At 63.5% G+C, this 26,094-nt stretch carries 21 protein-coding genes and 1 other RNA gene; 12 read left to right on the forward strand and 10 right to left on the reverse strand.

Going from position 1 to position 26,094, the window contains the following annotated elements:
• The first annotated feature begins 327 nt into the window (after window positions 1-327).
• The 4 genes from ompA to ssrA all read left to right on the forward strand — a co-directional run bounded on the left by ompA (window position 328) and on the right by ssrA (window position 3,191).
• The gene (gene ompA / locus LPA36_RS18480) at window positions 328-975 is read left to right on the forward strand and encodes an outer membrane protein OmpA (RefSeq protein WP_228879653.1); all 648 of its coding nucleotides are present in this window, start codon (window positions 328-330) and stop codon (window positions 973-975) included.
• Between the two features lie 227 nt (window positions 976-1,202).
• The gene (gene ubiG, locus LPA36_RS18485; protein ID WP_228879655.1) at window positions 1,203-1,901 is read left to right on the forward strand and encodes a bifunctional 2-polyprenyl-6-hydroxyphenol methylase/3-demethylubiquinol 3-O-methyltransferase UbiG; all 699 of its coding nucleotides are present in this window, start codon (window positions 1,203-1,205) and stop codon (window positions 1,899-1,901) included.
• Window positions 1,902-1,929: 28 nt separating this feature from the next.
• On the forward strand, window positions 1,930-2,643 hold the full coding sequence (locus LPA36_RS18490) for an HAD family hydrolase (RefSeq protein ID WP_228879658.1): 714 nt from the start codon (window positions 1,930-1,932) through the stop codon (window positions 2,641-2,643).
• Between the two features lie 178 nt (window positions 2,644-2,821).
• Window positions 2,822-3,191, forward strand: a transfer-messenger RNA (tmRNA) gene (ssrA, locus tag LPA36_RS18495).
• 120 nt (window positions 3,192-3,311) lie between these two features.
• On the opposite strand, the gene LPA36_RS18500 is transcribed toward ssrA, so the two are convergent.
• The 4 genes from LPA36_RS18500 to LPA36_RS18515 form a co-directional block, all read right to left on the reverse strand.
• Window positions 3,312-4,673, reverse strand: coding sequence for a TolC family outer membrane protein (locus tag LPA36_RS18500; RefSeq protein ID WP_228879660.1), 1,362 nt, complete (start codon window positions 4,671-4,673; stop codon window positions 3,312-3,314).
• A complete protein-coding gene (locus LPA36_RS18505; protein WP_228879663.1) occupies window positions 4,666-6,783 on the reverse strand; it encodes a peptidase domain-containing ABC transporter in 2,118 nt (705 codons plus the stop codon). The genes LPA36_RS18500 and LPA36_RS18505 overlap by 8 nt, the downstream gene beginning before the upstream one ends.
• Before the next feature lie 2 nt (window positions 6,784-6,785).
• The gene (locus LPA36_RS18510; RefSeq protein ID WP_228879666.1) at window positions 6,786-7,982 is read right to left on the reverse strand and encodes an HlyD family secretion protein; all 1,197 of its coding nucleotides are present in this window, start codon (window positions 7,980-7,982) and stop codon (window positions 6,786-6,788) included.
• Window positions 7,983-8,076: 94 nt separating this feature from the next.
• Window positions 8,077-9,036 carry a lysophospholipid acyltransferase family protein gene (locus LPA36_RS18515; protein WP_228879669.1) on the reverse strand — a complete coding sequence of 320 codons (960 nt, stop codon included), beginning with the start codon at window positions 9,034-9,036 and terminating at the stop codon, window positions 8,077-8,079.
• Between the two features lie 734 nt (window positions 9,037-9,770).
• Here LPA36_RS18515 and LPA36_RS18520 point away from each other — a divergent pair.
• Complete coding sequence (locus LPA36_RS18520) at window positions 9,771-10,130, forward strand: COG4315 family predicted lipoprotein (RefSeq protein ID WP_228879671.1); 360 nt, start codon at window positions 9,771-9,773, stop codon at window positions 10,128-10,130.
• Between the two features lie 77 nt (window positions 10,131-10,207).
• On the opposite strand, the gene LPA36_RS18525 is transcribed toward LPA36_RS18520, so the two are convergent.
• Together LPA36_RS18525 and LPA36_RS18530 are read right to left on the reverse strand one after the other, a co-directional pair.
• A complete protein-coding gene (locus tag LPA36_RS18525) occupies window positions 10,208-10,474 on the reverse strand; it encodes a hypothetical protein (protein WP_228879674.1) in 267 nt (88 codons plus the stop codon).
• 110 nt (window positions 10,475-10,584) lie between these two features.
• Window positions 10,585-11,664 (reverse strand): substrate-binding domain-containing protein, encoded by a 1,080-nt coding sequence (locus LPA36_RS18530; RefSeq protein ID WP_228879677.1) that lies wholly within the window; start codon window positions 11,662-11,664, stop codon window positions 10,585-10,587.
• 143 nt (window positions 11,665-11,807) lie between these two features.
• On the opposite strand from LPA36_RS18530, the gene LPA36_RS18535 reads away from it, so the two are divergent.
• The 4 genes from LPA36_RS18535 to LPA36_RS18550 are packed head-to-tail and all read left to right on the forward strand — an operon-like array spanning window position 11,808 to window position 17,046.
• Window positions 11,808-12,293, forward strand: coding sequence for an NAD(P)H-dependent oxidoreductase subunit E (locus LPA36_RS18535; protein ID WP_267478604.1), 486 nt, complete (start codon window positions 11,808-11,810; stop codon window positions 12,291-12,293).
• Complete coding sequence (locus tag LPA36_RS18540) at window positions 12,290-13,846, forward strand: formate dehydrogenase beta subunit (protein WP_228879679.1); 1,557 nt, start codon at window positions 12,290-12,292, stop codon at window positions 13,844-13,846. Before LPA36_RS18535 ends, LPA36_RS18540 begins: the two co-directional genes overlap by 4 nt.
• 17 nt (window positions 13,847-13,863) lie before the next feature.
• A complete protein-coding gene (gene fdhF / locus LPA36_RS18545) occupies window positions 13,864-16,794 on the forward strand; it encodes a formate dehydrogenase subunit alpha (protein WP_228879682.1) in 2,931 nt (976 codons plus the stop codon).
• 9 nt (window positions 16,795-16,803) lie between these two features.
• A complete protein-coding gene (locus LPA36_RS18550; RefSeq protein ID WP_228879684.1) occupies window positions 16,804-17,046 on the forward strand; it encodes a formate dehydrogenase subunit delta in 243 nt (80 codons plus the stop codon).
• An 80-nt stretch (window positions 17,047-17,126) separates the two neighbouring features.
• Here LPA36_RS18550 and LPA36_RS18555 read toward each other — a convergent pair whose 3' ends face one another.
• The 3 genes from LPA36_RS18555 to LPA36_RS18565 form a co-directional block, all read right to left on the reverse strand.
• Window positions 17,127-18,842: an FAD-dependent monooxygenase gene (locus LPA36_RS18555; protein ID WP_228879689.1), complete on the reverse strand. Its 1,716-nt coding sequence runs from the start codon at window positions 18,840-18,842 to the stop codon at window positions 17,127-17,129.
• 79 nt (window positions 18,843-18,921) lie between these two features.
• Window positions 18,922-20,016 carry a cation diffusion facilitator family transporter gene (locus LPA36_RS18560; RefSeq protein WP_228879767.1) on the reverse strand — a complete coding sequence of 365 codons (1,095 nt, stop codon included), beginning with the start codon at window positions 20,014-20,016 and terminating at the stop codon, window positions 18,922-18,924.
• A gap of 113 nt (window positions 20,017-20,129) precedes the next feature.
• Window positions 20,130-20,456, reverse strand: coding sequence for an ArsR/SmtB family transcription factor (locus LPA36_RS18565; RefSeq protein WP_228879692.1), 327 nt, complete (start codon window positions 20,454-20,456; stop codon window positions 20,130-20,132).
• A 125-nt stretch (window positions 20,457-20,581) separates the two neighbouring features.
• On the opposite strand from LPA36_RS18565, the gene LPA36_RS18570 reads away from it, so the two are divergent.
• On the forward strand, window positions 20,582-22,429 hold the full coding sequence (locus tag LPA36_RS18570) for a tetratricopeptide repeat protein (protein WP_228879701.1): 1,848 nt from the start codon (window positions 20,582-20,584) through the stop codon (window positions 22,427-22,429).
• A gap of 112 nt (window positions 22,430-22,541) precedes the next feature.
• Here LPA36_RS18570 and tcuC read toward each other — a convergent pair whose 3' ends face one another.
• Window positions 22,542-23,840, reverse strand: coding sequence for an MFS transporter (gene tcuC / locus LPA36_RS18575; RefSeq protein WP_228879704.1), 1,299 nt, complete (start codon window positions 23,838-23,840; stop codon window positions 22,542-22,544).
• A gap of 316 nt (window positions 23,841-24,156) precedes the next feature.
• Between tcuC and LPA36_RS18580 the strand changes: the two genes are divergently transcribed.
• On the forward strand, window positions 24,157-24,681 hold the full coding sequence (locus LPA36_RS18580; RefSeq protein WP_228879706.1) for a GNAT family N-acetyltransferase: 525 nt from the start codon (window positions 24,157-24,159) through the stop codon (window positions 24,679-24,681).
• 238 nt (window positions 24,682-24,919) lie between these two features.
• Window positions 24,920-25,966, forward strand: coding sequence for a hypothetical protein (locus LPA36_RS18585; protein WP_228879709.1), 1,047 nt, complete (start codon window positions 24,920-24,922; stop codon window positions 25,964-25,966).
• Window positions 25,967-26,094: the final 128 nt, after the last annotated feature.

The following is a 26,094-nucleotide window of genomic DNA, read 5'->3' on the forward strand; positions in this document are numbered from 1 at the left end:
CGTGCCGGATGAGCGGCCCGCCCCGCGGTAGAATTTTCCTGATACGGGCATGTACCGGAACAAAACGGACGTGCGCCAAAGCTGGACAGTTCCTTTGTTGCGCATGCACCACAATTGGTTGGGGGCAAGAAACAGGGGAGGATTTTTTTATCGTCGGAAGGGAACGATATGGCAAAATGCCAACGCACAAAGAGTTAGACACTGCTCGAAGTCTACACAGCACGTCTTTTGTTCCGCACCAATGTTATACTTCGAGCAATGTATGACTTGTCTTCGTCAACAAGCTCGCAGTAAACCTGCGGTAATCTCAATTTCGAGAGGAGAAATATGAATAAACTTTCAAAGCTCGCGTTCATTGCAGCTACCGCAGTAATGGCTGCATCCGCCTCGGCACAGTCGGTGCCGGCGTCGCGACAAGCCACGAACGACAACTGGGTGAACGGCACCGGCGAATACGTGTGGATGAACGGCACGAACGAGCTTTGCTGGCGCGATGCGTTCTGGACGCCGGCAACGGCTAACGCGAAGTGCGATGGCGCCCTGGTAGCCCAGGCTCCGACCCCGCCGGCCCCGGCGCCTGTCGCCCCGGCTATCACGAGCCAAAAGATCACCTATCAAGCTGATGCCCTGTTCGACTTCGACAAGGCTGTCCTGAAGCCGGCTGGCAAGGAAAAGCTTGACGACCTCGCATCGAAGATCCAGGGTCTGAACCTGGAAGTCGTGGTCGCAACGGGTTACACGGACCGTATCGGTTCGGACAAGTACAACGACCGTCTGTCGCTGCGTCGTGCACAAGCTGTCAAGGCATACCTGGTCAGCAAGGGCATCGAAGCCAACCGTATCTACACGGAAGGCAAGGGCAAGCGCAACCCGGTCACGACCGGCTGCAACCAGAAGAACCACAAGCAACTCATCGCCTGCCTCGCACCGGATCGCCGCGTGGAAGTCGAAGTTGTCGGTACTTCGAAGCAGTAAAGTTACAGAGTTACCGCAGTATCAAAGCCCCGCTTCGGCGGGGCTTTTTTTATTCCAGACGCCGATTATCAGAGCCGTGCTAACACGTAAAGCGCATAAGCCGTCTGGTTCGCGACTCTGACGTGCTGCAATTGCGCGGCATTTTGCCGCCATGTTCGACGGCCTATATACTCAGGGTTTATCCTCGCCTGCCCGCTCACCCGCTTTCATCAAGGCCCAAATCCGACATGACCAATGCCGATCCCCACGAGTTGCAGAAATTCAGCGATCTCGCCCATCGCTGGTGGGACCCGAACGCCGAATTCAAACCGTTGCATGAACTGAATCCGGTCCGGCTCAAATGGATCGATTCACATGTATCGCTGGCCGGGAAACGCGTGCTGGATATCGGTTGTGGTGGCGGCATCCTGTCGGAATCGATGGCAGGAATGGGGGCTCACGTCAAAGGCATCGACCTCTCGCGTGAAGCGCTGGGGGTCGCGGATCTTCACAGCCTTGAAAGTGGTGTAACCGTAGATTACGAAGAAATCGCCGCAGAGGCGCTCGCTGCCCGCGAACCCGGTACCTATGACATCGTGACCTGCATGGAAATGCTCGAACACGTACCCGAACCGGCTGCGATCGTGGCCGCGTGTGCGACGCTCGTCAAGCCGGGCGGCTGGGTGTTTTTCTCGACGCTCAACCGCAACGTGAAGTCGTATCTCTTTGCCGTGATCGGCGCCGAATATATTGCGCGGATGCTCCCGAAGGGCACGCACGACTACGCGCGGTTCATCCGTCCGTCGGAACTCGCGGGCTTCGTGCGCGCCGCGAGCCTCGTCAGCGACGACATCAAGGGCATTGTGTACAACCCGCTCACCAAGCACTTCGCGCTTGCCGACGACACGAGCGTGAACTACATGCTCGCCAGCCGCCGCCCCGCCTGACCGACCCGAAACCTGCGAACACACTTTCATGAGCGACCCCACGCCCCTGCCCCAACGTGAAGATGACGAAGCAGCAACCGGCCTGTGCCAGGCCGTCCTGTTCGACCTCGACGGCACGCTGGCCGACACCGCCCCCGACCTCGCCGCCGCCGTCAACAAGATGCGCCACGAGCGCGGGCTCGAGATGGTGCCGCTCGACGATCTGCGCCCGCTCGCGTCGGCGGGTGCGCGCGGCCTGATTGGCGGCGCCTTCGGCATTGGTCCTGACGACCATGAATTCGCTTCGATGCGCGAGGAGTTTCTCGCGAACTACGAAGCCGACCTGTGCATTGAGACGACCCTCTTCCAGGGCATCGACGCCGTGCTCGACGAACTGGATGCACGCGGCATCCGCTGGGGCATCGTGACCAACAAGGTGGCGCGTCTGACCGACCCGCTGGTCGCGCAACTGGGTCTCGAAGAGCGCGCGGTCTGCGTCGTGAGCGGCGACACGACGCCTCACTCGAAGCCCCACCCCGCGCCGCTCCTGCACGCGGCGCAGGAAATGGCGATCCCGCCCGAGCGCATCATCTACGTCGGCGACGATCTGCGCGACGTGCAGGCAGGGTTTGCCGCCGGTATGGTGACGGTCGCCGCCGCGTACGGCTATTGCGGCAACGACCTGCCGCCCGCGAAATGGCACGCGAAGCATGTCGTGCAGTCGACGGCTGAATTGCAGCGCCTGTTGCGCGACATCACCTGATGTCGAACAAGTCGTTGTGGCCGCAGACAGGACCGCGGTTCGAATCGGCCGTGGCAAATCCCGCAAAGGCGCGCAGGCACGAGGCGCGGTTTCGGCCTCGGCTCCAGACAAACCGTGACGCGGAAGTCGCTGTAATGTAAGATGTTCGTTGGTCCGCGCACGTGGGCCATCCGACCGTGGGGGCGACCTGGTTTCGACAGGGGTTGCGAAGCGGCCAGGGCATACCGAGGCCCCGTAACCTCGTAAATCAGCGGGAAAAACGTAACTGCAAACGACGAAACGTTCGCACTGGCAGCCTAAGGGCCGCCGTCCTCTGCCTGGCTCACTGACGGGTTAGAGTCGCAAGACCGGTAGCAATACCGACAGAGGTCATATACGTCAGTTAAGCCTTGTCGGCGTCACGACGCCAAGGTCGAAAACCCAGTGAATCGCTGTACCGAAGCGTGTTCGTCCGCGTCGGTCCGGTTAAATCAAAAGATAGAACTAAGTATGTAGAACTGGTCGTAGAGTGCTTCTGGACGCGGGTTCGATTCCCGCCGCCTCCACCACAAAACACCCCGTAGCAAGCAGCAACAGATCAATAAAAAGCCCCACCCAGCTCACGCTGCGTGGGGCTTTTTATTGCGCGCGCGCCCAAACTCGATACGTCATTGAGAAGGCGCTCAGCACTACGGTCGTGCCGGTGCGACCTGAGGCGTGCGCAGTGGCTGCTGCGGCGGCGCCCCGCTCGCCGCGGAAACCAGCAATGCGTTGACGCTCGCCACTTCGTCGAATGTGAGTGCGGCCGTCGCGGCCTTTAACTGCAGCAGCGCCAGAACCGTCTCGTAGCGCGCGCGGATCAGGTCGCGCCGGCTTGCGTAGAAGGTATCGGCTGCACGCAGCACGTCGGTGCTCTCGCGGCTGCCCACCTTGTATCCGATCTGGGTCGCGGCCAGTGCGGCGTTCGACGTCCGCACGAGCCGCACCAGCGCCTCGACACGCGCAGCACCGGAGCGCAGGCGTGTCCAGTTTTCGCGCGCGCTTGCGCCAGCCTGCCGGACCGCCAGGGTCAGCTCGTCCTGCGCCTTGTCCTCCAGAGCGACCGTCTCGTCGACGCGTGCCTCCGTTTCGCCGCCCTCAAAAAACGGAATACTCACCGACAGCATCGCCGTCGTCGTTGTCGTCGGGCGCGAGTAGCCAGAGCCGGCGCCCGCCGGCGTATGGCTCGCCGTGATGTTGGCCGTCGGCAGATGCGCAGCGCGCGCCTTTTCGACTTCGAGTTTTGCGATGCGCCAGTCGATCTGCTTCAACTGCACCTGGTAGTCGTGTGCCTGCGCCTGATTGGCCCACGCGTCGATGTCGTCCGGTTCGACCCGTGGCATCGCGACAGAGTCGGCCAGCCGCGAGAGCGCCGCAAAGGGCTGGCCGGTCATCTGCTCCAGCGCGAGCCGGCTCAGTTGCAGCGTGTTTTCGGCATCCTGTTGTTGCAGGTGCGCCTGCAGCACGCCTGACTCGGCTTCGCGAAGATCGATCACGGTCGCATCGCCAGCCTGCTGCCGGCGATGCAGCTGCGCCAGATGCGTATCCAGCGCCGCAGCATAGTCGTTCGCCCGTGCGAGTTCATCCTCGGCGGCGAGTTCGTCGAAATAGGCGCGCGCGGCCTTCAGGATCGACGCCTGCTGCGCCCGCGCGACTTCGGTGGCGCCGCGTGCTTCGACGAAGTCTGCCTGCTGGTACGTCGTCCAGCGGCTCCAGTCGAACACCGGCTGAGTCAGGCTCACCGTCCAGCCGTTCTGCCAGTACGAGGTGGTCGGGAAGTCCTCGGTAGCGATGCGGTTGTACGCGCGTCCCCAGCCACCCTCCACGCGCGGCAACAGCTGCGCACGCGCCTTCGGTACCGCTTGATGCGCAGCGCGTGCGCCCGCGCGGGACGCTGCCAGTTCCGCATCGTGATCGGCAGTCTGCTCGACAACGGTTAGCAGATCGGCCGCGTGTGCACACCGGGCGCCTGCAACGATCATCAACGCGACCAGCACCTTGCGCTTATTCATGGGTGAGCACCTCGATACGCGCGTCGTGACAATCCAGATCGCGCACCAGCACGCCCTCGACCAGCCGGTAACGCACATCGAATGCCGATGCGAGCGACATATCGTGCGTGATCACGACGATGGTGCGATCGAGCCGCTGCAGCAACGCGACGATATGCTGGACCGAAACGGGATCGAGATTCGACGTCGGTTCATCGAGCAGCAACAGTTCGCGCGGCTGGTACAGCGCGCGCGCCAGCAGCAGACGTTGCCGCTGCCCGGCGGAAATATTGGCAATAGTGTCGCTGATCACCGTGCGCGTGCGCATCGGCAGACGCATCACGTCAGGCAGCAAGCCAACGTCGTCGAGCAGCGCGTGAATGCGTGCTTCATCGGCGTTGCCCGCGAAAAGCGAAATGTTTTCGGCAATCGAGCCGTGCAGGATCAGGTCGCCCTGACGCATATGCACGGCGTGCCGCCGGATTTCGTCGACGGTCAGATTCGGCCACGCGATGCCATTCAGCGTGATCTGTCCTTCCTGCAACGGTTCGGCCGCGGCGAGCAGTTTGAACAGCGTCGACTTGCCGCTGCCGGACGAGCCGATGATCACGATCCTGTCGCCCCTGTTGATCGTGAGACTGGCGCCCTTCAGCACGGGCTGGTCCGACACGCCATAGCGAAACGTCACGTCGCGCACATCGATCTGCTCGAACGTGCGGACCTCGACGGTTCGATGGATATCGCTTGCGGGCGTGTAGCGCTCGCCTTCGCAATCGACGATATCGCCCACGCGCGCGACCGGCACGCTCAACATGAAGTACTCGAACAACGCGTTGATCGACGCGGCGAACCGCTCGGACAACAGCGACTTGTAGATCAGGAACGAATAGAACACGCCGACCGAGATCGCGCCGCCCAGCATCAACCGTGCCGCGAACCAGGTGATCGCGATCATGTCGGCGTAGTTCACGAGCTTGAGAATGGCATCACGCGCGCTCGCGAGACGGCCGCCATGAACGAGCGCGGCAATATAGGCGCGGTACTTCGCCATGAACATCGCGGTGCGGCGCGTTTCGCCCTGCGCGAGCTTGATGAGCGACGCGGCGCGGATCGTCTCGATCAACGTGTCGTCGCAGCGCGCGGATTCCTCGAGCACGAGTGCGTGCGTGTCACGCATCCCCGCGAAGAGTGCATACGAGATCACGACGTAGAACGCAAAAACCAGCAGCGCGATCGCGGTCAGCTGCAGGCTTTGCACGAGCATCAACGCAAGCGCGAGCACGCCGACAATCACGTTGATGCCCAGTGAAATCATCGTGCGCGTGGCGAAGATGCTGATTTCATCCTGTGCCTTGACCCGCGCGAACAGATCGCCCACGTGACGCTTTTCGAAGTACGACACCGGATTGCGCAGCAGATGCGCGAGTATCCCTTCGGTCATGTTCATCTGCACGAAGCCGTGCAGCAGCTCGACGAGATATGTCTGCACGTAATGGCTCAGTGCGCCCGTGACGAAGATCGCGCTGAACGTCAGGATCAGTACGTTGAGCAGATTCAGGTTATCGGCGGCAACCACGTCGTCGAGCACGAGGTTGCCGAGATACGGCATCGCCAGAATCGCAAACTGGCTGCCGAGCGCGACGAACATCACTTTCGCGATCTGCGCCTTGAGTTGCGGATTGAGCGCACGCACGCGGGCAAGCGCCGCAGGCACGCGCGAGCGGCTGCGTACGCGCGGCATCGACGGCGTGGGCGCACATTCGAGCAGATAACCGGACACGCTCGCCATGAACGTTTCCATCGATATACGTCGCCGGCCGCTCGCTGGATCGATCACCTGCACATAGCCGCGCCCGGACTTTTCGAAGACGACGAAATGCGCGCCGCCAAAATGGAGTATTGAGCCACGCCTGACGGTGGGCAGATCGGCGATATCGAAGCGGTACGCCTGCACGGCAAGACCGAATTCGACCGCGACGTCATACAGGTCCATCAGCGACAGACCATTCGACGAGATCGGCCTGAACGTCTGAAGCTCGCGCACTTCCGTCGCGCGGCCAAAGTGCGAGAGCACCATCGCGAGACAGGCGTAGCCGCATTCGGCCACTTCGTTTTGATAGATCGCGCGCACGGTTATCCCCTCAGCATGCGGAAGAACGGCGCCAGCACCCATTCGGCAATCGTCCGGCGCTCGATCACGATGCTCGCGGTCGCTGACATGCCGGGCAGGATCTCGAAGTGCTGCCGCTCGAAGTCAAAGGTGTGGCCACGCAACGTGGCCCACGCCATGTAGTCGCCTTCCGGTGCCCGCGGCTCCGATGCGCCCGAAGGCGGCGACATCGGCGAGCGCACCGTCGTGCGCGAGATCGAATCGATGCGCGCTTCGTAGCTGCCGAATTTCGCATACGGAAACGCGTCGAACTTGAGCCGCACGATCTGCCCTTCGCGCACAAAACCGCGTCGACGCGAAGGAATGCGCAGCGCAGCGCGCAACGTGCCGCCTTCACCGGTCACGATGACGAGCGCCACATCGGACGCCGCAAGCGTGCGGCCCGCCACCAGTCCCGAAAACGACACCGTGCCTGCGCGCGGCGCGGAGATCGTCATGTTTTGCCGGTTCTGCTCGAAGCGCACACGGATGTCCTGAAGATCGCGCGCATGCCGCGCGTCGAGTTCTTTCAGCTGCGCGTCGATTTCCGTCTGCGCGCTTCTTGCCGTACCGAGTTCCGCCACGAGTTGTTGCCGCCGCGCCGTGCTCTGCGCGACCACGACTTTTGCCTGATGCGTGTCAGCCTTCGCCTGTTCGATGCGATCGGCCGTCACGTACTCGGACACCGACTCGAGCCGCGTCAGCTTGTGCGCCGATTCGTCGACGAGTTGCCGGTTCTGCGCCAGTTGCTCGTCGAGTGCGGACATTTCCGCGCGACGGCTGGCTTCGGTCAATTGCGACGTCTCACGCTGCGCGGACAGTTCCGCCCTGCGCTGGCGATACTGCGCCTCAGTCGAGGCGATCTGTTCGTCGCGCATGTGCTCGTCGAACGCGGGACGCTGCCGCCCATCGCTCGCGAGCGAAAGATCACGTTCGAGCCGGAAGAGCGGCGCACCTGGCGCAACCCACTCGCCCTGATGGACGTAGATATCCGCGACGAGGCCTTCAATGCCCTGAATCTTGATTTCCGACGGCGACACGATCTCCGCGCGCACGTCCTGTTTCAGTTCGACTTCGTGGAAAAACGCGAACGCCGTCGCGACGGTCACGAGCGCCGACGTCGCATAGGCGATCCAGCGCCATGAGACGTCCTTGAATTGCGGAAGATCGATGGGTTCCATAACCTGTGTGTGCGGGCTGCCGGCTGCCTTCACGCGTGCGGCATGCGTGCGGCACGGGCGCAGCAGGACAGCGCAACGAAAAAACGGCGTGCGCCTAGCGCGTTGGCGCGAAGGCGTACATCGACGGATTGATCGCGACGAGCGAGTGCGTGAAGTTGTCGATGAGCGCGCTCTCGATATATCCGGCGAGGTGCTGCGGCGCGCCCTGCCCGGCCAGCGCCAGCGGTTCGAACAATTCCGCGCTAAAGCGACCCGCTTCGAAACGTAGATAGAACGGCAGCAGGGTCGCGTCGAACTGCGTCCCGAGACGAAACACGCCGTTGTGAATCCGCGCAGGGCGCCCAAACATCGACACGCCCACGGTTTCCATCGGATAGCGGTGCAACGCGAATGGCGGCACGTCGGCGAACAGCACCGCGACACCCGTACGTCTCAGCGCACGCGCAACGCGCAGCCCAAGCCCGTTGCGATCGCCATCGCCGTAGGTGTAGAGCACGTCGACGCCCGGGATCAGCACGTCGTCATCGCCATACGTGTCCCGCGGCACCGCCGAGACGACAGCAATCGACTCGAGACCCAGCGCGGCGCGCAATGCGTCGATCACATAGATGTTCGCGTACTGCGACACGTAGTGAAACGGTGAGACGATGACCGGACGTTTCGGGTCGATTGCCTTCAGACGGCGGATCTCGCCTGCGAGCCGCGCAGCCACTGCGTGAAGGTCGGGCCACACTTCCACGCCGCGCGACAGCCTGCCGTAGTAGATACGCTGATCGATCAGACGCTCGCGCGCACTGCTCGCGGCGACGCGTCGGGCATCGAACGGCGCAGACCCGAGCACATCGCGGCCGATGTCGCAACGCATCGCGCCATGACAGCGCGCACGCGCGTCGACGAGGCCGCGTACGCGCGACCTGGCTGAGGCAAGCGGCTCAATCGCTCCCGCCGGAATCCGCGCCATCAGCGCGCCGCGTAGATAAAGCGGCCAGCGCCCGATGCTGTTGCGCAGCGCAGCCCGTAGTCTCGCTGCGGCGTCATGCGACCCGATATTCATTGACGTATGAAGCGCGCCAACATGAAGACGGCCCCTTGCGGGGCCGTCCTGTCAGCTAGCCGATACTCAGGCTACCGGCTTCGTCGCTGCCGGTTTTGCTGCCGTCTTGGCAGGTGCCGGCGCCGAGCAACACTTGCAGCAACCACCAGCGACAGCTGCCTTGGCCAGTTCGGTACGTTCGATCTTTTGCATTTCAGTTACCTCATTGATGACTGGTTATTTTATTTTGCCCGAGCGGATAATCCCCTCTAGCGACGCGAATCATAGCCCGAAGTTTTTTTAATATAAAATTCGATGACGATTATTTACATCGACCCACCCAGGTTTAAACAGGGGATGGAAAATGCCCCGTCGCGTTAAATCCGGACGAATTCCTTGCATTGGCGAACTCACGTACGCAGCCTACCGGTCGGGCCGTCGTGCCCTGGCGACGGCACACGCATGACAACCCCCTTACCGGGCACCAAAACAAGCTGACCATAAAATCAGAAAGCCGGACTCGATCAAGTCGATCGATTATTTATTCAGAATAATAAATTTGAATTAAACTACGCCGACGCAGAAAATCCCTACACAGAAAACCGAATTCCCCGACACGCGATATAAAAATCCAGGCGTGCGGAATAATCCCCAACCCGCGTCCGTTTATCGAAAGCACACGACGCTTTCGTCATGTGCGCTTCGCGCTGAGCGCCTAAACTCAATCACAGAACGTCCACAAAGGAGATCACATCATGCGCAAGACGATGCTTTTACTCGCCCTTCTCGCGATCCAGCAAAGTGCTTTCGCCGAAATGCCTAAAACCGTCGATGGCCGTTTCGTCGATGAAAACGGGATGACGCTCTACACGTTCGACAAGGACACGACGCCTGGCAAAAGCGCCTGTTCGGGCGGTTGCGCAACGGCGTGGCCGGCCGCGATGGCGGACTCGTACGACAAGCCTTCGGGCGACTGGACGGTGATTCCGTCAGCCGATGGCAAGAAACAGTGGGCGTATAAAGGCAAGCCGGTGTATCGCTTCGCGAAGGACACCAAGGCGGGAGACATGAACGGCGATGGTTTCAAGGACATGTGGCACACGGCGAAGCCGTGATGCGGCCTGAAGCAGGCTGAAGGGATCAGTCTGGTTACACACGCCGCGGACGCGCAGGTTCGCGGCGTCGCACCACATCACTCGTCTTCAGGGCACTGCAGGTTGCAGCCGTTCGGATCGCCGAGGTCGCCCTTCTTGCGACGCGCCGACGGATCGCCCTTCTGATACTTCTTCGAAGGTGCCGAAGCGGCGAACGGCATCTGCGGATGCTCCTTCAGACGGAACTCGTCCTGCAGGATGCCGCCCGGCACGCCTGGCGAATTCTGCGCGAACGCGATCGAAACAGTACCGAAGAGTGCGCCGGCGGAGATCGCGGCAGCGCACACATTGATCAGGAATTTCATAGGGATCCGGCGCAGTGTGATACGCGCGTAAAGCGAAGTGCGAAGCTTAGAGAGTATCGCAATCCGCGCGGCGGTGCAGCGCCCGCGGGCGCTGCATATGTTACGCGCGCTTACGCCACCGCACCGCCAAGGCCCGTGTCGAGATCGAAGACTTCGCCGCAGTGCAGCGGATCATAGCCTTCCAGCCGCGCGACACTCTCGTGAAATGCGCCGCTACGCAGCAGTGCGACCACCGCGGCAAGCGGCGCGCGCTCCAGCGCCTGCCGCTCGCACGCGAAGTAATAGTCTTCGTCGACCACGGGCACGAAGTCGAGCCCGAAATGATGCGCAGCCGGCTCCACACCGAAGCCCACGTCGGCCATGCCGCTCGCAACGAACGCCGCAATCGCCGAGTGCGTCAGTTCCGCCGACGCATAGCCGTTCACGCGGTCCGGATCGATATCGATGCGCCGCAACGCGAGATCGAGCAGCATGCGCGTGCCCGACCCTGGCTGACGGTTGACGAAGCGGATGTCGTCGCGCCTCAGATCGGCGAGGCCCGCGATTTCTTTCGGGTTGCCCTTCGCGAGAAAGAGCCCCTGCTTGCGTTGCGTGAGATGCACGAGCACGTGGCGCTGCGGATCGAGCCAGTGTCGATAGACATCCGCGCACGCTTCGCGAAATTCGCCGCGCGGCAGGTGAAAGCCCGCCAGGTCACATTCGCCGCGCGCAAGCGCCGTCACCGATTCACCACTGTCGCGGTATTTGATTTCGACGCCGATATCGCGCGTCACCAGCTCGGTCACGAGCGCCGCGACCGCGTAGCCGTGCGATGCGTAAATCCGGACGTTGTCGGTCGGTGGCGCAAGCCAGCGGTTCAGGTCGCTCGCGACTTCGCTCGCCAGCGCCTGCATGTTGCCGTCGAGCCGCTCGCCACACAGACGCTGTGCACGCAGCACCGCCAGCCCCAGCTCGGAGAGCACCGAGCCGCGGCCGCGCTCCTTGGCGATCAACGCGCCGCCCAGCCGCTCCTCGATGGCGCGCAGTAAACCCCACGCATGACGGTAGGACAAACCCTTAAGCGTGGCGGCCTGCGAAATGCTGCCGGATTCGTTGACGAGCGAGAGAAGCGGCACAACGTCCGTCAGACTGGCCTCCCGGCCGTCCTGATCGCGCACCACGAGTTGTGCCTGACATTCGATCTTGATCATGAGTTCATATATGTAACGATATTTCCTATTGCGGCAGACGGGTTGTCCACCTATCTTTCTACTCAGATATACCAGATACACAAAAGCATAGATGCACACATTATGAATCACAAGTGCATATTTGACTTTGGAGGAGCCCCCACTTGAACACTACAAAAACCGTCACGCCGGAAGAGCTCGTCCAGCGCCATGCGCGCCCGGGGATGTCGTTGCTGGCCGTCCTGCACGCCATTCAGGACGAAACAGGGTTCGTGCCGCCCGAGGCCGTCGGGCCGCTTGCGAAGGCAATGAACCTGTCGCGGGCCGAAGTGCACGGCGTCATCACCTACTACCACCATTTCCGCACGCAGCCGGCTGCGCGCGTCACGGTGCAGCTGTGCCGCGCGGAAGCGTGTCGCAGCATGGGCACCGAGGCGCTTGCGAAACATATCGAGTCGCGCACCGGCTGCCGCTTCGACGCGGATCATAGCCATACCGATACGGTCGGGCTCGAATCGGTGTATTGCCTCGGCCAGTGCGCGCTATCGCCAGCCATGATGGTCAACGACACGCTGCACGCCCGGGTCACGCCGCAGAAATTCGATGCGATCCTTGCTGCCGCCACGCAACGTGTGGAGGAAACGGTATGACGCGCATCTTTATTCCCCGCGATTCTTCGGCGCTCGCGCTTGGCGCGGACGCCATTGCTGAAGCCATCGCTGCGGAAGCCGCGCGTCGCGGCATCGCCATCGAAGTGGTACGCAACGGCTCGCGTGGTCTCCTGTATCTCGAACCGCTGATCGAAGTGGAAACGCCCGCGGGTCGCGCAGGTTATGCGAACGTCGAGGAAAGCGATGTCGCTTCGCTGTTCGACGCGGGCTTTATCGAAGGCAACGCACACGCACGTCACGTCGGCATCGTCGACGAGATCCCGTATCTGAAGAAGCAGCAGCGTCTGACGTTCGCGCGCATCGGCATCACCGATCCGCTGTCGACGGAAGACTACGTGGCGAACGGCGGCATCGTCGGTCTCTACAAGGCGCTTGCAATGGACGGCGCCGCGGCCTGCGACGCGCTGATCGAATCGGGCCTGCGCGGACGCGGCGGCGCGGCGTTCCCGGCCGGTATCAAGTGGCGCACGGTACGTGCGGCGCTCGCGGACCAGAAGTACATCGTCTGCAATGCCGACGAAGGCGACTCCGGTACGTTCTCCGACCGTCTCGTGATGGAAAGCGATCCGTACGTGCTGATCGAAGGGATGATCATCGCGGGCATCGTGACGGGCGCGACCGTCGGTCATATCTACGTGCGCAGCGAGTATCCGCATTCGATCGCGACGCTCGAAGCGGCGATCGTGAAAGCCCGCGCCGCCGGCTGGCTCGGCGACAGCGTGCTTGGCTCGGCACACCGGTTCGAGCTCTTTGTCGCGAAGGGCGCGGGCGCCTACGTATGCGGCGAAGAAACCGCGCTGCTCGAATCGCTCGAAGGCAAACGCGGCATTGTGCGCGCGAAGCCGCCGCTGCCCGCGCTCGCAGGTCTTTTCGGCAAGCCGACTGTGATCAACAACGTGATCACGCTCGCGACAGTGCCGATCATCTTCGCGAAGGGCGCGGCGTTCTACAAGGACTTCGGCATGGGCCGCTCGCGCGGCACGCTGCCGTTCCAGATCGCAGGCAACGTCAAACAGGGCGGCCTCGTCGAACTGGCGTTCGGCGTGACGCTGCGCGAACTGCTGTACGACTACGGCGGCGGCACGGCGAGTGGACGTCCAGCGCGCGCCGTGCAGGTTGGCGGTCCGCTCGGCACGTATCTGCCCGAAAGCCAGTGGGATATTCCGCTCGACTACGAGGAATACGCGAAAGTCGGCGCGGTGGTCGGTCACGGCGGTCTCGTCGTGCATGACGACACGTCGAATCTTGCCGACCTCGCGCAGTATGCGATGCACTTCTGCGCACTCGAATCGTGCGGTAAATGCACCCCGTGCCGGATCGGCTCGACGCGTGGCGTCGAAGTGATCGGGCGCATCCGCAACGGCGACACCTCGACGAAGCAGGTTCAACTGCTGCGCGACCTGTGCGACACGATGGTCGCCGGCTCGCTGTGCGCAATGGGCGGCATGACGCCTTTCCCGGTGCTGTCCGCACTCGACCATTTCCCCGAAGACTTCGGTCTCGACACCGCGCCCAAAGCGGCGGCGGCCTGACGATGGAGCCCCACAACATGTCCGACGTGCTCAACCCGAAAGCTGGTGGCTGCGGCTCCGGCAACTGCGCGTGCAAATCACAGGCACGCGATCCGTTTGACGAAACCGACTACGGTACGCCGCTGCGTCACGCCGACGTCAGCGTGACGCTCGAAATCGACGGCGAATCGGTCACGGTTCCCGCTGGTACCTCAGTGATGCGCGCGGCAGCCGAAGTCGGCGTGAACGTGCCGAAGCTGTGCGCCACGGATTCGCTCGAACCGTTTGGCTCGTGCCGTTTGTGCCTCGTCGAGATCGAAGGTCGCCGCGGCTATCCCGCGTCGTGCACGACGCCGGTCGAAGCCGGCATGAAAGTGCGCACGCAAACCGATCGTCTGCAATCGCTGCGCCGCAACGTGATGGAGCTGTACATCTCCGATCACCCGCTCGACTGTCTGACCTGCCCGGCGAACGGCGACTGCGAACTGCAGGACATGGCGGGCGTCACCGGCCTGCGCGAAGTGCGCTACGGCTTCGATGGTGCGAACCATCTGAAGGACAAAAAAGACGAGTCGAATCCGTACTTCACATACGACCCGTCGAAATGCATTGTCTGTAACCGCTGCGTACGCGCCTGCGAAGAAACGCAGGGCACGTTCGCCCTGACGATCGCCGGTCGCGGCTTCGAATCGCGCGTCGCAGCGAGCGAAAACGTGCCGTTCATGGAATCGGAATGCGTGTCGTGCGGCGCGTGCGTTGCCGCATGCCCAACCGCGACGCTGCAGGAGAAGACCGTCGTGATGCTCGGCCAGCCCGAACACTCGGTGGTCACGACGTGCGCGTATTGCGGCGTCGGCTGCTCGTTCAAGGCGGAAATGAAGGGCAGCCAGGTCGTGCGCATGGTGCCGTACAAGAACGGTGGCGCGAACGAAGGCCACGCGTGCGTGAAGGGCCGCTTCGCGTGGGGCTACGCGACGCACAAGGATCGCATCAAAAAACCGATGATCCGCGCGAAGATCACGGACCCGTGGCGCGAAGTCAGCTGGGAAGAAGCGATCAGCTATGCCGCCTCGGAATTCCGTCGCATCCAGGCAAAGCACGGTCGCGATTCGATCGGCGGCATCACGTCGTCGCGCTGCACGAACGAGGAAACGTACCTCGTGCAGAAACTCGTGCGCGCCGCATTCGGCAACAACAACGTCGACACCTGTGCACGTGTATGTCACTCGCCGACGGGCTACGGCCTGAAGACGACGCTCGGCGAATCGGCCGGCACGCAGACGTTCGCCTCGGTCGACAAGGCCGACGTGATCGTCGTGATCGGCGCGAACCCGACCGACGGACACCCGGTGTTCGGCTCGCGTCTGAAGCGCCGTGTGCGTGAAGGCGCAAAACTGATCGTCATCGATCCGCGCGTGATCGATATCGTCGATACGGCGCATGTGAAGGCGGTCCACCACCTGCAGCTGCGCCCCGGCACGAATGTCGCGATGGTCAATGCACTTGCGCACGTGATCGTCACGGAAGGCCTGCTCGCCGACGCATTCATCGCCGAGCGTTGCGAAGACCGCGCGTTCCAGCAATGGCGCGACTTCGTCGCATTGCCGGAAAACGCGCCGGAAGCGACGTCCAACGTCACCGGCGTGCCGGCGGAAACGGTGCGCGCCGCAGCGCGCATCTACGCGACGGGCGGCAACGCCGCAATCTATTACGGCCTCGGCGTCACGGAACACGCACAGGGTTCGACGACCGTGATGGGCATCGCGAACCTTGCGATGGCGACGGGCAACATCGGTCGCGAAGGCGTCGGCGTGAACCCGCTGCGCGGCCAGAACAACGTGCAGGGTTCGTGCGATATGGGCTCGTTCCCGCACGAACTGCCGGGCTATCGGCACATCAGCGATACGACGACGCGCGCGCTCTTCGAAGAGGCATGGAACTGCACGCTGCAACCCGAGCCGGGCCTGCGCATTCCGAACATGTTCGATGCGGCCACGCACGGCACGTTCATGGGTCTCTACTGCCAGGGCGAAGACATCGTCCAGTCCGATCCGAACACGCACCACGTGGCGGCCGCGCTGTCGGCGATGGAATGCATCGTCGTACAGGACATCTTCCTGAACGAAACCGCGAAGTACGCACACGTGCTGCTGCCGGGCGCGACGTTCCTCGAGAAGGACGGCACGTTCACGAACGCGGAACGTCGTATCTCGCGCGTGCGCAAGGTCATGCCGCCGCTCGCGCAGTACGCCGACTGGGAAGTGACGCTGCTGCTTTCGCGTGCGCTCGGCTACGAAATGGACTACAGACATCCGTCCGAAATCATGGACGAGATCGCGCGACTCACGCCGACGTTCCATGGCGTCTCGTACAAAAAGCTCGACCAGCTGGGCAGCATCCAGTGGCCGTGCAACGAGAGCGCGCCGGACGGCACGCCGACCATGCACATCGATACGTTCGTGCGCGGCAAGGGCAAGTTCGTGATCACGAAGTTCATTGCGTCGCCGGAAAAGGTCACGCGCAAGTACCCGCTCCTGCTCACGACGGGGCGCATCCTGTCGCAGTACAACGTCGGTGCGCAGACGCGTCGTACGGAGAATTCGCGCTGGCACGACGAGGACCGGCTCGAACTGCATCCGCACGACGCCGAGGAACGTGGCGTCAAGACGGGCGACTGGGTGGGCATCGAATCGCGCGCGGGCCAGACCGTGCTGCGCGCGAAGGTGACGGAGCGCATGCAGCCGGGCGTCGTGTACACGACGTTCCACTTCCCCGAATCGGGCGCGAACGTGATCACCACCGACAGTTCCGACTGGGCGACGAACTGCCCTGAGTACAAGGTCACGGCGGTGCAGGTGATGCCGGTCGAACAGCCGTCCGAGTGGCAGAAGGAGTACTCGCGCTTCAACGCCGAGCAGCTCGATCTGCACGAGCAGCGCGAAGTGGCTAACGTCACGTCGGGTAAATGAGGGCGAAACATGGATGACAACAACCTGATCGACATGGCGAACCGGATCGGCGACTTCTTCGGTTCGCTGCCTGATCACGAAGAAGCGTTGACCAGCATCGCCGATCACATCCGGCGTTTCTGGGAACCGCGGATGCGTCGGGCGATTCTGGCGACGCTCGACAAACCCGACGCGACCGAAGTCGAGATGTCGGCCATCGTCAGGGAATCACTCACGAAACATCGTGACGATCTGATGCCGGTCGCCGCCTGATTCTCGCAGTAGCAGCACAGGGCGCCGGACGCACCATGCGTCCGGCGTTTTTTTATGCGCCGGTTTTTCGCTGCCGTGGATCAACCGATGTCGCGCTCGGCCTGCGTGCTTTTGGTGAACCACGCCTCGCAGTGGCGTAACAGGCCGTTCAGATCCGACGCAGGCCGGCCGCGCGCCGCGATGTAGCCATCCGGTCGCACCAGATAGAACGCGGGCCGTGTACGGCCGTAGGAGTCGGTCAGCGTCGGGCCGCCCTCGCCCTGCACGTCCGTCAGGCGCCAGATGCGCATTGCGCCCGGCATCAGCGGCGCCATTTCTTCGACGAAGCGCTTCAGGTCCGCATCGCGCGCAGCCTCGCGGGCCGTGACCGGATCGTGCGTCGCTTCCTCTTCCGTGTCCGGCGCAACCAGCAGCAGCAGCGAGAAGAAAGCCGGATCGTGCAGGTCATAGAGACAGCCGACGCCCGGCGCGCGTCCCAGTGGACCATCCAGCACGTGCACGTACGCATCGGGCGCGCGTTCACCCGCGCGCGGGCCGCCGTCGAGCACGCGCTCCAGTGTCAGCGGACTGCGGCGGTACTGGATCGACAGTTCGCTGACGGTGCGGCGTGCGGCGTCGCGCAGTGGTCCGAGCGCGGACAGCACCGGCATCACGCGTTCACGCAGCATCTTGAGCGGACCATGGTCGGCCTCGGCGAGTTGTGTGACGAAGCTCGTCTGCCGCAGCACGTCGCGTTCGATCGGATGACGTTCCATGTGATACGTGTCGAGCAACCGGTCGGGCGCCTCGCCGGACATCACGCGGGCGATTTTCCAGCCGAGGTTGAACGCCTCCTGGATGCCGGTGTTCATGCCCTGCGCGCCGGCCGGGCTGTGCACATGCGCGGCATCGCCGGCGAGAAACACGCGCTCGGCCCGCAACTGGCCCACCATGCGACTGTTCAGATGGAAGTACGACGACCAGTTCAGCGATTTCAACGTCACAGGATGACGCACGCGTCGTCCGATGATTGCGGTGCATTCGTCGAGCGAAGGCGGCGTTGAAGGCATCTCCGAAGGCGGCGCCGCCTCGCCGTTCATGCTCATGGTCGCGAACGGCTGAAGGGGATGATCGGCGATCAGCCGGTAGCGCTCCTCGCCCATCGGAAACATGCCGGCGAGCCCGTCACCGGACGCGAAGATATGGAACTCGTCGTCGGGCCAGTCGACGTCGGCCACGATGTCGGCGAGCAGGAACGTCTGCTCGAACGTCTTGCCCGAAAAGCTCACGCCGAGCCGGTGACGCACGCCGCTATGCGCGCCGTCGGCGGCAATCAGATACGAAGGGTGAAGCGTCTCGACGTGACCGTCGGCGCGTCGCAGCGTCGCGTTCAGCCCGGCCGACCCCTGCGCGAAGCCCGTCATCTCGACGCCGCGTTCGATCGTGACACCGAGCGTTTCGAGGTGTCCGGTCAGAAGCCGTTCGGTGATGGATTGATCGATGAAGAGCAGGTACGGATAGCGCGTCTGCAGCGGATCGAAATCGAGCCGCGCACGGCGTTGCCCGTTCGAATAGAGATTGGCGGCGCGTGCACGGTGCCCGAGTTCGAGAAACGGTTCGACGATACGGTGTTGTTCGAGCAGTTCGAGCGTGCGCGCCTGGATGCCGATCGCGCGCGACCAGGGCGCGGGCTGTAATGCCCGGTCGATGAGGCGCACCGGTATGCGCGCCCGGGCGAGGCTCATCGCGGCAGCAAGCCCGGTCGGACCCGCGCCGACGATGAGGACCGGCGGCGCGTCGAGAGGAACAGCGGCCATGCAGGGCTCCAGACACTGACACGGGGTCTAGTGTACGCCGCCGTATTTGCGTCCGACGACGCGGTGCGTCAATGGCGTGTCAGTGGCTGGCGGCAGGACGATCGAGCACGCAGTGATGATCGGTCGTGCCGAGATCGACCTGAAGCGTCGCGTGATGCATCTCAAAGCGCTCGCGCAACGTCTTCACGACGCCGTCGAGGAATTCGTCGCCCGGATGACCGTCGGGCATGACGACGTGCGCGCTCAGCGCGTTGCCGGTTGTCGACAGCGCCCACACGTGCAGGTCGTGCACGCCCGTGACGCCCGGCTGCGAGCCGAGGTACTCGCGGATGCGCTGCAGGTCGACCCCCGGCGGCACCGCGTCGAGCGCGAGGCTCATCGAATCGCGCGCGAGTCCCCACGTGCCGTACACGATCACCGCGACCACGACCATGCTCATCACCGGATCGAGCCACGTCCAGTTCGTGAACAGGATCACGAGACCGCTGATGGCGACTGCGGCGGAGATCAACGCATCGGCGGCCATATGCAGAAACGCGCCGCGAATGTTGAGGTCTTTTTCCTGACCACGCATGAAGAGCCACGCCGAAAAGCCGTTACCCAGCATGCCGACTGTCGCGACGATGAACACGTCGAGACCGGCAACCGGCGCCGGATGGAACAGACGCCCGATCGCCTCGGCGACGATCACGCCGCACGCAAACAGCAGCAGCCCGGCATTCGCAAGCGAAGCGAGAATCGACGAGCTGCCCAGACCAAACGTGTAACGCGCGGACGGACGGCGCGTCGTGAGCCAGATGGCGCCCCAGGCGAGCAGCAGGCCGAGCACGTCGGAGAGATTGTGGCCGGCGTCCGCGAGCAGCGCGGTCGAATTCGCGAGCACGCCGTACACCGCCTGGATCACGACGATCGCCACATTCAGCCCGACAGCGAGCGCGAACGCGCGGCCCTGCCCCGCTACCGGCGCGTGATGGTGGTGATGGCCACCGTGGCCGTGGCCGTGGCTATGGCCGTGGCCATGGTTATGTCCGGCGTGACCGTCGTGCTGATGATCGTCTTCGGCATGCTTGTGATCCGCGTGCTCCACATGATTGTGTGCGGTGTGCGAATGACCCGCGTGGTCGCAACCCGCGCCATGACGATGCGCCGATGCGGAAGCCGGCCGGTACTTCATCTGCGAAGCGGGCATACGCGTGCTGTCGCCGGCATCGGTGCCAGAATTTTCGACCGATGACGGCGCGTGTTCGTCTTCCCGCTCTTCGGCCGGCTGGTTCCGGTTCTTCGTATTCATGTTTCCTGATCCATGGAAAATTCTGTGACCGGCTCGGCCACGTGTTCGAGCATGCCCGCGAGCATCGCGCTGATATGCAGATCGGCCGCCAGATAGAACACCTGTTTGCCCTGGCGCTCCGCGCGCACGATGCGCGCCGCGCGCAGCAGGCGCAGGTGGTGGCTTACGAGCGAAGGCGACAGGCCCAGCAGTTCGGCAATCGCACCCACCGGGCGCCGCCCTTCCGCGCAGGCCAGCACGATGCGCAAACGCGTCGGATCGCCCAGCAGCCGGAACAAATCCGCGAGCTGAACGACGCGGTCATCGAAAGTCGAAGGAGTCATTGAAGATATACATGTGAACACTTGTTCATATGTTATGCGCTGCACGCTCCAGAGTCAATCCGGGGGTGGAGCGCCGAGTGTGGGAAAATGCGGCGTCTGTCTCACCGAACTGCCTTCCCACCGTCATGCAACCTGTATTTGACCGCGCCTGGGCGGCGCATCGTGACGGTCGACTCGACGACGCCGAACGCGATTACCTCGCGACCCTCGCCGCCGACCCCGTCCACGTCGACGCCCTGCATCTGCTCGGCGTTCTGCGCCACCAGCAGGGCCAGCACGCCGCCGCCGCCGATCTCGTGAAGCGCGCGGCCGACCTGCGCCCGGACGACGCCGCGCTGCAACTGAACCTCGGCAATGCGCTGAAGGCACTCGGCCGCCTCGACGGCGCGATCGAGCGGTTTCGCAACGCGCTCTCGCTCGCGCCGACGTTCCCGATGGCGCACTACAACCTCGGCAACGCATACGCGGAGATCGGACGGCACGAAGACGCCGCCGATGCGTTCCGCAGATCGCTGCAGTTGCAGCCGACGGATGCGTCCTCGCACAACAATCTTGGCAACGCGCTGCACGCGCTGGGTCAGCATCGCGAGGCGGTGACCGCATTCGAGCGCGCGCTGACGCTACGCCCGGGTCACGCCGGCGCGCACAACAATCTCGGCATGGCGCTCAACGCGCTCGGCCAGCCCGACGACGCGATTACGCAGTTTCAGGCGGCGCTCGCCGCGGAGCCGCGCTTTGTTGCCGCGAAATTCAATCTGGCGAATACGCTCGATGCACTCGGGCGGCACGCAGAAGCCGTCGTCGCATTCGAAGCAACGCTCGCGATGCAACCGCATCTCGCTCCCGCGCTGTTCGGGCTGGGCAATGCACTCGCCGCGCTCGGGCAGCACGCGCAGGCCGCGCAGCATTTCGAGCGCGCGGTGGGCCTCGATCCGGCGTTCAGTCTCGCGTGGCTCGGACTCGGCACGGCACGGCACGCGCTCGGCGCGCTCGATGCCGCGGTGCGCGCCTTCGATCAGGCGCTCCGTCTGCGCGACGATCTGGCGTCGGCGCATATGAACCGCGCACTCGTCTGGCTCACGCAGGGCGACTTCGCGCGCGGCCTGCCGGAATACGAATGGCGGCTGGAGACAACCGCGCTGCCGGTCACTCTGCCGATGCCGCGCTGGCGCGGCGAACCCATCGAAGGCAAGACGCTTTTCATTCACGCGGAACAGGGTTTCGGCGACACGCTCCAGTTCGTGCGTTTCGTGCCGCTTGTCGCGCGTCGCGGCGTGCGCGTCGTGCTCGAAGTGCAGCCGCAGTTGCTGCCGGCTCTCGCACCCGCCGCGCAGGAATGGCGCGTCATGCTGATCGCGCAGGGCGCGCCGCGCCCGCGCGCCGATCTGCATTGCCCACTCTTGAGCCTGCCGCTCGCGCTCGGCACGACGTTCGATACGATCCCTGCACGCACGCCGTATCTCAGCGTGCCGCCGGCGTACCAGCGCAAATGGCGCGGCTCGCTTGGCGGTCACGCGAAACGCAAGATCGGTCTCGCGTGGTCCGGCCGTATCCAGCAGCACGAAAACCGGACGATGCCCCTCGCCGCGCTCGAACCGCTCTTCGCGCTCGAAGGCATCGACTGGATCGTGCTGCAACCCGACCTGCGAGAGCAGGAGCGCGCAGCCCTTCAGGCGCATCCGCGCGCCGCATCGATTCATCACTTAGGGCAGCGCATCGCCGACTTCGCGGATACCGCCGCGATCATTGAACGCCTCGATGCCGTCGTATCGATCGATACCTCGATTGCCCACCTTGCCGGCGCGATGCGCAAGCCGCTTTGGCTGATGCTGCCGTTCGCCGCCGACTGGCGCTGGTTCGCCGGCGCGTCGAGCAGCCCGTGGTATCCCGGCGTCGAGCTCGTGCGCCAGCCGGAAGCGGGCGCGTGGGACGACGTCGTGCAGACCGTCGCGCTCGCTTTGCGTGACGCATAAAACAAAACCCCACGTTCATGGCGAACGCGGGGCTTCCTGATCGATCCATCGCTGTTACGCCGCGCTGCACGCAGCGCACACTCCGTGCGACACGTGCGGCGCGTGCGTCGAACTAGGCTGTGCGGTACTGGTTGCGCGCCTCGGGCGTGCGATACAGCACGAGCGTCGAGATCAGGCCGACGATTGCAGCCACGCCCATCCACAGGCCCGGCGCGGCCTTGTTGCCCGTCGTGTGAATCAGCAGCGTCGAGATGGCCGGCGTGAAACCGCCGATCGTCGTCGCAAGGCTGTAGGCGAGCGAGAAACCCGCAGTGCGCACTTCGACCGGCATCACTTCGGTCAGGCCGACCACCATCGCGCCGTTGTAGCTGCCGTACAGGAACGAGAGCCACAGCTCCACCATCAGCAGACGCACGAACGAAGGATCGCTGACGAGCCACTGCACGGCCGGATACGACGTGAGAATCGTGAGAATCGTAAACGTCAACAGCACCGGACGGCGGCCGATGCGATCCGACAGCGCGCCCGACAGCGGCAGCCAGATCAGGTTCGACACACCCACGCACACCGTCACCATCAGCACGTCGATCGACGAGAGCTTCAGCACTTCCTTGCCGAACGTCGGCGTGTACGCGGTGATCATGTAGAACGACACGGTCGTCATGATCACCATGCCCATGCCGGCCAGCACGATGCCCCAGTTCTGCACCATCGACTTCATGATCTCGCCCATCGAAGGACGATGCTTGCGGGCCTTAAACTCTTCCGTTTCCTGCAGCGAACGACGGATGAAAAACAGGAACGGCACGATCAGGCAGCCGACGAGAAACGGCACACGCCAGCCCCATGCGGTCATCTGGTCAGCGGGCAGGATCTGGTTCAGCACCACGCCGATCAGCGCGGCGAACACGACCGCCACCTGCTGGCTGCCCGACTGCCATGAGCAATAAAAGCCCTTGTTGCCCTTCGTCGCGATTTCCGACAGATACACCGAGACGCCGCCCAGTTCGACGCCCGCGGAGAAGCCTTGCAGCAACCGCCCGAACAGCACGAGCACCGGCGCCAGCACACCGATCGTCGCGTATCCAGGAATCGCCGCCACGGTGAGCGTGCCGAGCGCCATCAAACCGAGCGTGAGAATCAGCCCCTTCCGGCGGCCGTGATGGTCGATGTAGGCGCCGAGCACGATCGCACCCAGCGGACGCATGAGGAAGCCCGCGCCGAACACCGACAGCGACAGCATCAGCGATGCGAATTCGTCGCCGCTCGGAAAGTAGGTCTTGGCGATCGCCGCAGCGTAATAGCCGTAGACCATGAAGTCATACATCTCAAGAAAGTTGCCGCTGACCACGCGGAATACCGTCTTGAACTTCGACTCGTTTGAAGGAGATGCGTGGGACGCAGTAGACATGACATTCTCTGATTGGCCCCTCACCGCGCTGGCGACGATGAATGGCAGTTGAAACGACCACGGCGTCAGCGAGAGACGCGCGCAGCAACATCGGGATGAGCATCGGGATGTGAAGCGCCGCGGGCCATTTTCATGGTGATGCGCAGCGCATCGACGCGATATCCGTGTAACACCTGGGACGGACGCGAGCGCCTTCCTGGGCAGGATATTACCGCTCCTCACGGCGCATTGCATTTCATACAAAATGCTTACTAAAGCCGTCGCGCAACGGGCGGTACACTACGCGGCCGACCCTCTGTTTTATGCACCTTCTGTCATGTCCGATCTCACCCTGCGTCCTGCCACTGTCGATGACGCCGCGCTCATCGCATCGATTCACGCCGTCAGCTGGCGGGCCACCTATCGCGGCCTGCTGCCCGACGCGTTTCTGGACAACGACGTCGCGCGGGATCGCGCCGCGCACTGGCAGGCGCGACTCGCAGCGCCAGGCGCCGACAGGAGGCTCGTCGTGATCGCCGAACGTGCGGGCGAAGCGATGGGCTTCGTGTGCGTCGAACGTCAGACCGATTCGCAATGGGGCGTGCTGCTGGATAATCTGCATGCGCTGCCGGCACATCAGGGAATCGGCGTCGGCAAGCTGCTGATGCGCGCTGCGTGCGACTGGACGCGCGCGCAGGGCGAGCGCCAGCTCTATCTGTATGTGCTCGAAGGCAACGCGCCAGCGATCGCGTTCTACGAACGACAGGGCTGGCAGGCAGCGGGCGCGGAGCCGGACTTCATGGGCGGTGTCGACATCACAGCGCTGCGCTACGTCTATCGGCTCGACGCAGTCGCCGCGTAGATCACACGCGTCTGCCCGCATCAATGTGACGCAGCGAAAAGAACCCGACATAACGCCAGGCACTTTCAGATGTTTCTGATCGTTGGCGCCTGAACGCGAAGGCATCATCGGCCGCTTCCAGCTATGGCTTTTACCGAGACGGCCCGCGTCGGGGTCGGCCACTGCATGTCGCGGTGCATCGGCGTCGCGGCATACGTCGAGCGGCCAACCTCAGCCACGCGGCATCGCGAGAAGAACGATGTCGACAATTCCCCTCACCTTGATCGAAGGCGCCATGGCGCTGCCCAGAACGCATCCGCTCGAACGCCTGCCGCGTTCGTTTGGTCGCGAATGGGCACTACTGCCGCCCAATATCAGCTTTCGTGCCGAACTCAAGGCGCTGTATGCAGCAATGCTGCACACGTTCTGTCTGAGCGCGGACGCATTTCGCTCTGCATGCCGCTGGGAACCGCTCAAGCTGAAGAACGCCAGTCCGGCAACCGTCGCCTCTGTCGCTGCGGCATCGGGTGCGCCTGCGGCACCGGCGCGCGCCGCGCACGTCGATCTGCGGATGCCGCCGCTTGCGCGACGCGCGTCCAGTCGCAAGCGGATAGTTGCAGACGGTGTGTGCGCGGTCAGTGGCGCGGCCGTGCTCGCATGGATCGCGCTGTCGTCGTCTCATTCCCCGCCCGTAATACCCGGCACCGGCGCCGACGAAGTCGCGAAAGCTGAGGTCCCTGCTGCACCGCAAATTCGTTCGGCGCAGGACACAACACGTCACGACGATGCAAGGCTGGCTGCTACGACGCGAGCGCCGGATCGCAGGCAGTCCGCGACTGCTACGACCGCCTCCGCCCCACCCGCTCGTGACGCAACACAGCGCCCCACACGCAGGCATTCCGTTGAAGTGGCCCGCGCGAACGTGAAGTCATCGCGCAAGGCGACGCGCGACGCAACAGGCACGACGTATGCAAAATCGCTGAAGGCAGAACAGCGCAGGACAACGCAATTCACGAGTGCGAACCGTCGTGTTCCTGCTTCGAATGCCATCGCGACTGGAGATCAACACATCGTGACAACGCGCCGTCCCGATGCCGCGCTATCTGCTACGGGTCGCTTCTCGCCAGATCCGGCGTCCACCGTCGCAACGGACGACTACGCTTCCATCAAGACCTGGGCCGCCACGTTGACAGGCAGCGCTACGACACCACGCGCGCCCACCCGCACGGACAACACCGCTGGCGACTGGATGAGCGGCATGAAGCAACGTCGCGTGACCGAAGTGCCGGACAGCTTCTCGCCATAACAGCCGCAACGGTGCGCATCGGGTAGGGTGAGGGGTCACCCCCTCAGCCCTCCCACACCACCGTACGTGCGGTTCCGCATACGGCGGTTCATCAAGGACGCTGGAGGCGTCGCTGGGTGTCCAGCAGC

Source organism: Paraburkholderia saeva (assembly GCF_907164555.1).
Taxonomy (GTDB): Bacteria; Pseudomonadota; Gammaproteobacteria; order Burkholderiales; family Burkholderiaceae; genus Paraburkholderia; species Paraburkholderia saeva.

Coding starts and splice junctions, on each gene's coding strand:
- LPA36_RS18580 (WP_228879706.1), top strand. CDS start 24,157: ATGTCCGATCTCACCCTGCGTCCTGCCACTGTCGATGACGCCGCGCTC.
- LPA36_RS18515 (WP_228879669.1), bottom strand. CDS start 9,036: ATGAATATCGGGTCGCATGACGCCGCAGCGAGACTACGGGCTGCGCTG.
- LPA36_RS18585 (WP_228879709.1), top strand. CDS start 24,920: ATGTCGACAATTCCCCTCACCTTGATCGAAGGCGCCATGGCGCTGCCC.
- LPA36_RS18530 (WP_228879677.1), bottom strand. CDS start 11,664: ATGATCAAGATCGAATGTCAGGCACAACTCGTGGTGCGCGATCAGGAC.
- LPA36_RS18510 (WP_228879666.1), bottom strand. CDS start 7,982: ATGGAACCCATCGATCTTCCGCAATTCAAGGACGTCTCATGGCGCTGG.
- LPA36_RS18555 (WP_228879689.1), bottom strand. CDS start 18,842: ATGGCCGCTGTTCCTCTCGACGCGCCGCCGGTCCTCATCGTCGGCGCG.
- LPA36_RS18570 (WP_228879701.1), top strand. CDS start 20,582: ATGCAACCTGTATTTGACCGCGCCTGGGCGGCGCATCGTGACGGTCGA.
- fdhF (WP_228879682.1), top strand. CDS start 13,864: ATGTCCGACGTGCTCAACCCGAAAGCTGGTGGCTGCGGCTCCGGCAAC.
- LPA36_RS18520 (WP_228879671.1), top strand. CDS start 9,771: ATGCGCAAGACGATGCTTTTACTCGCCCTTCTCGCGATCCAGCAAAGT.
- tcuC (WP_228879704.1), bottom strand. CDS start 23,840: ATGTCTACTGCGTCCCACGCATCTCCTTCAAACGAGTCGAAGTTCAAG.
- LPA36_RS18560 (WP_228879767.1), bottom strand. CDS start 20,016: ATGAAGTACCGGCCGGCTTCCGCATCGGCGCATCGTCATGGCGCGGGT.
- LPA36_RS18550 (WP_228879684.1), top strand. CDS start 16,804: ATGGATGACAACAACCTGATCGACATGGCGAACCGGATCGGCGACTTC.
- LPA36_RS18490 (WP_228879658.1), top strand. CDS start 1,930: ATGAGCGACCCCACGCCCCTGCCCCAACGTGAAGATGACGAAGCAGCA.
- ubiG (WP_228879655.1), top strand. CDS start 1,203: ATGACCAATGCCGATCCCCACGAGTTGCAGAAATTCAGCGATCTCGCC.
- LPA36_RS18500 (WP_228879660.1), bottom strand. CDS start 4,673: ATGAATAAGCGCAAGGTGCTGGTCGCGTTGATGATCGTTGCAGGCGCC.
- ompA (WP_228879653.1), top strand. CDS start 328: ATGAATAAACTTTCAAAGCTCGCGTTCATTGCAGCTACCGCAGTAATG.
- LPA36_RS18525 (WP_228879674.1), bottom strand. CDS start 10,474: ATGAAATTCCTGATCAATGTGTGCGCTGCCGCGATCTCCGCCGGCGCA.
- LPA36_RS18540 (WP_228879679.1), top strand. CDS start 12,290: ATGACGCGCATCTTTATTCCCCGCGATTCTTCGGCGCTCGCGCTTGGC.
- LPA36_RS18565 (WP_228879692.1), bottom strand. CDS start 20,456: ATGACTCCTTCGACTTTCGATGACCGCGTCGTTCAGCTCGCGGATTTG.